Source organism: Mycobacterium sp. (assembly GCF_049802695.1).
Taxonomy (GTDB): domain Bacteria; phylum Actinomycetota; class Actinomycetes; order Mycobacteriales; family Mycobacteriaceae; genus Mycobacterium.
This window is the reverse complement of sequence record NZ_JBARMY010000499.1, coordinates 1-5,867: the sequence shown is the minus strand read 5'-3', so window position 1 is coordinate 5,867 and position 5,867 is coordinate 1. Positions and strand designations below refer to the sequence as shown.

Genomic DNA, 5,867 nt, shown 5'->3' with positions numbered 1-5,867 from the left:
ACACCACGCTGGTGTACGCCACCCTGTCGATCGCGGCGCTGTCGGTGGCGGTGTGGGCGCACCACATGTTCGCCACCGGTGCGGTGCTGCTGCCGTTCTTCTCGTTCATGACCTACCTGATCGCGGTGCCGACCGGGATCAAGTTCTTCAACTGGATCGGCACGATGTGGAAGGGACAGTTGACGTTCGAGACGCCGATGCTGTTCTCCGTCGGCTTCCTGCTCACCTTCCTGCTGGGCGGCCTGACCGGTGTGCTGCTGGCCAGCCCGCCGCTGGACTTCCACGTCACCGACAGCTACTTCGTGGTCGCTCACTTCCACTACGTGCTGTTCGGCACCATCGTGTTCGCGACCTACGCCGGGGTGTATTTCTGGTTCCCGAAGATGACCGGCCGGTTGCTCGACGAGCGGCTGGGCAAGCTGCACTTCTGGCTGACCTTCATCGGTTTCCACACCACATTCCTCATCCAGCACTGGCTGGGCGACGCCGGTATGCCCCGCCGCTACGCGGACTACCTGCCCAGCGACAACTTCACCTGGATGCACGTGGTCTCCACAGTGGGGGCGTTCATCCTCGGCGCGTCGATGCTGCCGTTCGTGTGGAACGTGTTCAAGAGCTGGCGCTACGGCGAGGTGGTCACCGTCGACGATCCGTGGGGCTACGGCAACTCGCTGGAGTGGGCGACCAGCTGCCCGCCACCGCGGCACAACTTCACCGAGCTGCCCCGCATCCGCTCAGAGCGTCCGGCGTTCGAGCTGCATTACCCGCACATGGTGGAAAGGCTGCGTGCGGAAGCGCATATCGGCCGGCACCCGACCGCGGGCGAGTCCGGAGAGGGCTTCGGCCCACGGACGGAGCCGGATCGCGACGCCGGTTGATGCTCGGGCACGCGGCGGTCCTGGGTGAGGCGGAAGTCTTAGGTGAGTAAGTCGCCCAAGGTGTCGGTGTTGATCACCGTCACCGGTGTCGACAAGCCGGGTGTGACCTCCGCACTTTTCGAAGTGCTGTCCGGTCACAGAGTCGAGTTGCTGAACGTCGAGCAGGTGGTGATCCGGGGCCGACTCACCCTGGGCGTACTGGTCACGGCTGCGCTACAGGTCACCGAGGGCAAAGCGCTGCGTCAGGAAGTCGAAACGGCCATCCACGGGATGGGCCTGGACGTCACGATCGAGCGCAGCGACGACGTGCCGATCATCAGGGAACCGTCGACGCACACCATCGTGGTGTTGGGCCGGCCGATCACCGCCGAAGCGTTCGGTGCGGTGGCCCGCGAGGTCGCGGCGCTCGGCGTCAACATCGACGTCATCCGCGGTGTATCCGACTACCCGGTGACCGGCCTGGAGCTGCGGGTCTCGGTGCCGCCGGGCGTCGGCAGCCGGCTGCAGGCCGCGCTGACGCGGGTGGCCGCCGATCAGCGCGTTGACGTGGCGGTGGAGGATTACAGCCTGTCGCGGCGCGCCAAACGGCTGATCGTTTTCGACGTCGACTCCACGCTGATCCAGGGTGAGGTCATCGAGATGCTGGCCGCGCGCGCCGGAGCCCAGGACGAGGTCGCGGCGATCACCGAAGCGGCGATGCGCGGCGAGTTGGATTTCGCCGCGTCGCTGCGGCAACGCGTCGAAACCCTGGCCGGGCTACCCGCTGAGGTGCTGCAAGAGGTCGCTGACGAACTGGAGCTGACCCGGGGCGCTCGAACCACGCTGCGCACCCTGCGCCGGCTCGGATACCACTGCGGGGTGGTTTCCGGCGGGTTCCGTCAGGTCGTTCAACCGCTCGCGGACGAACTGATGCTGGACTTCGTCGCGGCCAACGAATTGGAGATCGTCGACGGCAAACTCACCGGCCGGCTGGTCGGCACAGTCATCGATCGCGCCGGCAAGGCGCGGGCGCTGCGCGACTTCGCCGAAAAGGCAGGGGTTCCGCTGGAGCAGACCGTCGCGGTGGGCGACGGCGCCAACGACATCGACATGCTGACCGCAGCCGGTCTCGGTGTGGCGTTCAACGCCAAACCGGCGCTGCGCGAGATCGCCGACGCGTCGTTGAGTTATCCGTACCTGGACACTGTGCTGTTCGTGCTCGGCATCACCCGCGGTGAGATCGAAGCCGCCGACGCGGTCGACGGTATGTTGCGCCGCGTCGAGATTCCGCCCGAGTGACCGGGCGAGGCCCGGCGAAGCACCGCTGTCGGAACACCCGCAAGCCGTTCCGGCGCCGCGGTACGGCACGATAGTCAGATGCCCGAAGCCGGAAGCGAGGCAGTCGACCCTGACCTGCTCATCGACTTCCACGACGTTTCGCTGCGCCGCGGTGGCCGCATCCTGGTCGGTCCCCTGACCTGGGCTGTTGAACTCGACGAACGCTGGGTGATCATCGGACCCAACGGGGCGGGCAAGACGTCGCTGCTGCGGATGGCCGCGGCGACCGAACATCCGTCGTCAGGAATCGCCTACGTACTCGGTGAGCGGTTGGGCCGCGTCGACATGGCCGAGCTGCGCGCCCGGGTCGGGCTGAGCTCTTCGTCGCTTGCGCAGCGGATACCCGGCAACGAAGTGGTGCGCGACCTTGTCGTATCAGCCGGATACGCCGTGCTGGGCCGGTGGCGGGAAAACTATGACGAGGTCGATTACCACCAGGCGATCGACATGCTGGAGAACCTCGGCGCCGAGCACCTGGCAGACCGTACCTACGAGACGTTGTCGGAAGGTGAGCGCAAACGAGTGCTGATTGCCCGCGCGCTGATGACCGACCCGGAATTGCTGTTACTCGACGAACCCGCCGCCGGACTGGACCTCGGCGGGCGCGAAGAACTGGTCGCCCTGCTGACCGACCTGGCCGCCGACCCCGACGCGCCCGCCATCGTGCTGGTCACCCACCACGTCGAGGAGATACCGGTCGGCTTCAGCCACTGCATGCTGCTAACTGCAGGCGGCATCGTGGCCGCGGGTCTGCTGCCCGACGTGCTCACCGCCGAGAACCTGTCCTCGGCGTTCGGGCAGTCCATGGCGGTGGACTCGATCGACGGACGCTACTTCGCCCGCCGGGTGCGATCCCGCCCCGCCCACCGGAGGCGGGGGTGAGCCCGCCGGACGACGAGCCGTTCATCCCGCTGCCCACGCGACCGGCGGCGACGGTGATGCTGGTCCGTGACACCGTCGACGGCATCGCGGTCTTCCTGATGCGACGGCACTCGGGAATGCAGTTCGCCGCCGGGGTGATGGTGTTCCCCGGTGGTGGCGTCGACGATCGCGACCGCAACGCCGACATATCTTGGACCGGGCCCGAACCGGCGTGGTGGGCAGAGCGGTTCGGCGTCCAACCCGACTTGGCCGAAGCCTTGGTCTGTGCCGCTGCGCGTGAGACCTTCGAGGAAACCGGGGTGCTGTTCGCCGGGCCCGCCGACGATCCGCAGGGCATTGTCGGCGACGCTTCGGTGTACCGGGAATCCCGCGCCGCCCTGGCCGACCGGACACTGTCGTTCGCCGAATTCCTGCGCCGCGAAAACCTGGTGCTGCGTGCGGATCTGCTGCGCCCATGGGCCAACTGGGTGACGCCGGAAGCCGAACGCACTCGACGCTACGACACCTACTTCTTCGTCGGCGCCTTACCCGAAGGTCAGCGGGCCGACGGGGAAAACACCGAATCCGACCGCGCCGGATGGAGCACGCCGCACGACGCGATCGACGACTTTGCCGCCGGCCGGACATTCCTGTTGCCACCCACCTGGACCCAACTGGACTCACTGGACGGTCACACCGTGAGCGACGTCCTGACGGTGCAGCGCCAGATCGTGCCCGTGCAGCCGGATCTGGCCGTCAAAGGCGACAAATTCGTGCTCGAATTCTTCGACTCCGACCGCTACAACCAGGCGCGCGGCAAGCGATGGATGTGAGCGAGTTCGTCAGCATCCACACCGACGCACAACGGCCCGGTGTCGCCACAATGGTGTTGTCGCGGCCGCCTACGAATGCGTTGACCCGCCAGCTCTACCGGGAGGTGGCGGCAGCGACCGCCGGGCTGGCAGATCGTGATGATGTCGCCGCGGTGGTGGTGTTCGGTGGCCATGAGATCTTCTCCGCCGGTGACGACATGTCTGCGCTGCGCAGCCTGACCACGGACGAAGTCCACAGCTGGGTCGATGTCCGTCGGGCCGCCGTCGAGGCCGTCGCAGCGATCCCAAAGCCCACCGTCGCCGCTGTCACCGGTTACGCGCTGGGAGCCGGGCTGACGCTGGCGTTGTCCGCCGACTGGCGGGTGAGCGGCGACAACGCGAAGTTCGGTGCGACCGAGATCCTGGCCGGGCTGATTCCCGACGATGCCGGGCTGGCGTGGCTGACACAGGCGGTAGGCGCCGGTCGGGCCAAGGAGCTGGTGTACAGCGGGCGGTTCTTCGACGCCAGGGAGGCGCTGGCGCTGGGAGTGGTCGACGACATGGTGGCGCCGGACCATGTGTACGAGGCGGCCGTGGCATGGGCGAGTCGCTTCGTCGACGCACCTGCGCGCGCGCTGGCCGCCGCGAAGGCCGGCGTCGACGACGTCTTCGCGAAGACACCGGCCGAGCGGGTCGCCGCAGCACGCCGGCGATACGTCGAGGTGTTCGCTGTCAGCGGTGATTACCGCGCCGACCTTGACGACCGATAGGCCCGCGGACTTGAGCGATTATGCTCCGCCGGCGAACCTGATTCCTTAAGCTGACGCGCACCTGTCGTCAAGCTGACGCGTGTCTTTGGGGGTGGAGATGGTGACGCTTTACTCAAATCGGCACCGATTCCGCTACGTTGCGGCCGGGCTGCTGTCGACGGTTCCCCTGTTGTTCGGATCGGCCACGGCGTGGGCCGAGGAGTCGGTCGTTATCGACTTCGTGCGGCACGGGCAAGATGCAGCCAATGCGGCGGGCGTAATCGAGACGACGCCGCCCGGAGATGCACTCACTGCGGACGGGCTGACTCAGGCGACGAACGTAGGCGAGGCACTCTCGCAACACGGCCCGTACGCCGGGCTCTATGCGTCAGAGTTGTTAAGAACTCAGGAGACCGCAAACATCATCTCTGATGTACTACAGAATCACTTGCAAGGTCTGTCCGTCCAGGACCTACCCGGGCTCGATGAGATCAACGCCGGCATTTACGATGGCTCCCCGGTTGATAGCCTGCCCGGCCTCCTGTACTTACTGACCCCGGTTGCGTGGGTGCTCGGAGCAGAGTTCGTGCCTATCCCCGGGTCCACAACCCCCAACGGGATCGCCTTCGACGAAAGCTTCAGCAACGCCGTTCAAACGATCTACGACAACACCGATTTGGCGACGGGCAGCCCACCGAGCGATGTGGCAGTGTCGAGCGAAGGGGCGATCACCACGTGGGCTCTGATGAACGTCAACAATCCGGATTTCGCGCTCGTTCTCAAGGAGCTGCTCACAACGGGCCAGTTCTTGCCCAACGGTGCTCAGGTCGTGGTCGACGGCGATCCGCAGGCGGGGTGGACGCTGGTCAGCTTCGACGGGCAGCCCGTCCCGCCGGCTTCCCTGCCGACGGAGCTGTTTGTGGACCTACGCAACCTGGTTGAGGCCCCTCAGTTCGCGGCCTACAACGTTTACGAGGCGTTGCTCACCGGTAATCTGACGACGATCGCTGATGCGGTTCCGGCCGCACTCAGCGAAGTAGGCACGGCGACAGCGCAATTCCCGGTCGCGGTTCTCGACGACATCGTAAACGCGCTCGGCGGCGACAGCCTGGGCAGCCTGTCAGACCTTGGCAACCTGCTGCCCAACATCGGGACGGATTTGGCGGGAGCCTTGCCGGGGGAGCTGGCGGCGATGGCGGCGGGTGCCCTCACGTCGTTCTGACCCGGATTCTGCCGGCCGATAGGCTGGT

Annotated in this window: 6 protein-coding genes; all 6 read left to right on the top strand. The window is 66.4% G+C overall.

Annotated features, from left to right (window positions below):
* Nucleotides 1-878: cytochrome c oxidase subunit I (locus tag WA317_RS19690; RefSeq protein ID WP_425174632.1), on the top strand; the 878-nt coding region annotated here is incomplete at its 5' end.
* A gap of 42 nt (nt 879-920) precedes the next feature.
* Entirely contained in the window at nt 921-2,156 is a 1,236-nt protein-coding gene (gene serB, locus WA317_RS19685) for a phosphoserine phosphatase SerB (protein WP_425174631.1), read from the top strand.
* 78 nt (nt 2,157-2,234) lie between these two features.
* Nucleotides 2,235-3,077: an ABC transporter ATP-binding protein gene (locus WA317_RS19680; protein WP_425174630.1), complete on the top strand. Its 843-nt coding sequence runs from the start codon at nt 2,235-2,237 to the stop codon at nt 3,075-3,077.
* A 56-nt stretch (nt 3,078-3,133) separates the two neighbouring features.
* Nucleotides 3,134-3,889: an NUDIX hydrolase gene (locus WA317_RS19675; RefSeq protein ID WP_425174633.1), complete on the top strand. Its 756-nt coding sequence runs from the start codon at nt 3,134-3,136 to the stop codon at nt 3,887-3,889.
* Nucleotides 3,880-4,638: an enoyl-CoA hydratase gene (locus WA317_RS19670; RefSeq protein WP_425174629.1), complete on the top strand. Its 759-nt coding sequence runs from the start codon at nt 3,880-3,882 to the stop codon at nt 4,636-4,638. The genes WA317_RS19675 and WA317_RS19670 overlap by 10 nt, the downstream gene beginning before the upstream one ends.
* Nucleotides 4,639-4,717: 79 nt before the next feature.
* Nucleotides 4,718-5,839: a histidine phosphatase family protein gene (locus WA317_RS19665; protein ID WP_425174628.1), complete on the top strand. Its 1,122-nt coding sequence runs from the start codon at nt 4,718-4,720 to the stop codon at nt 5,837-5,839.
* Nucleotides 5,840-5,867: the final 28 nt, after the last annotated feature.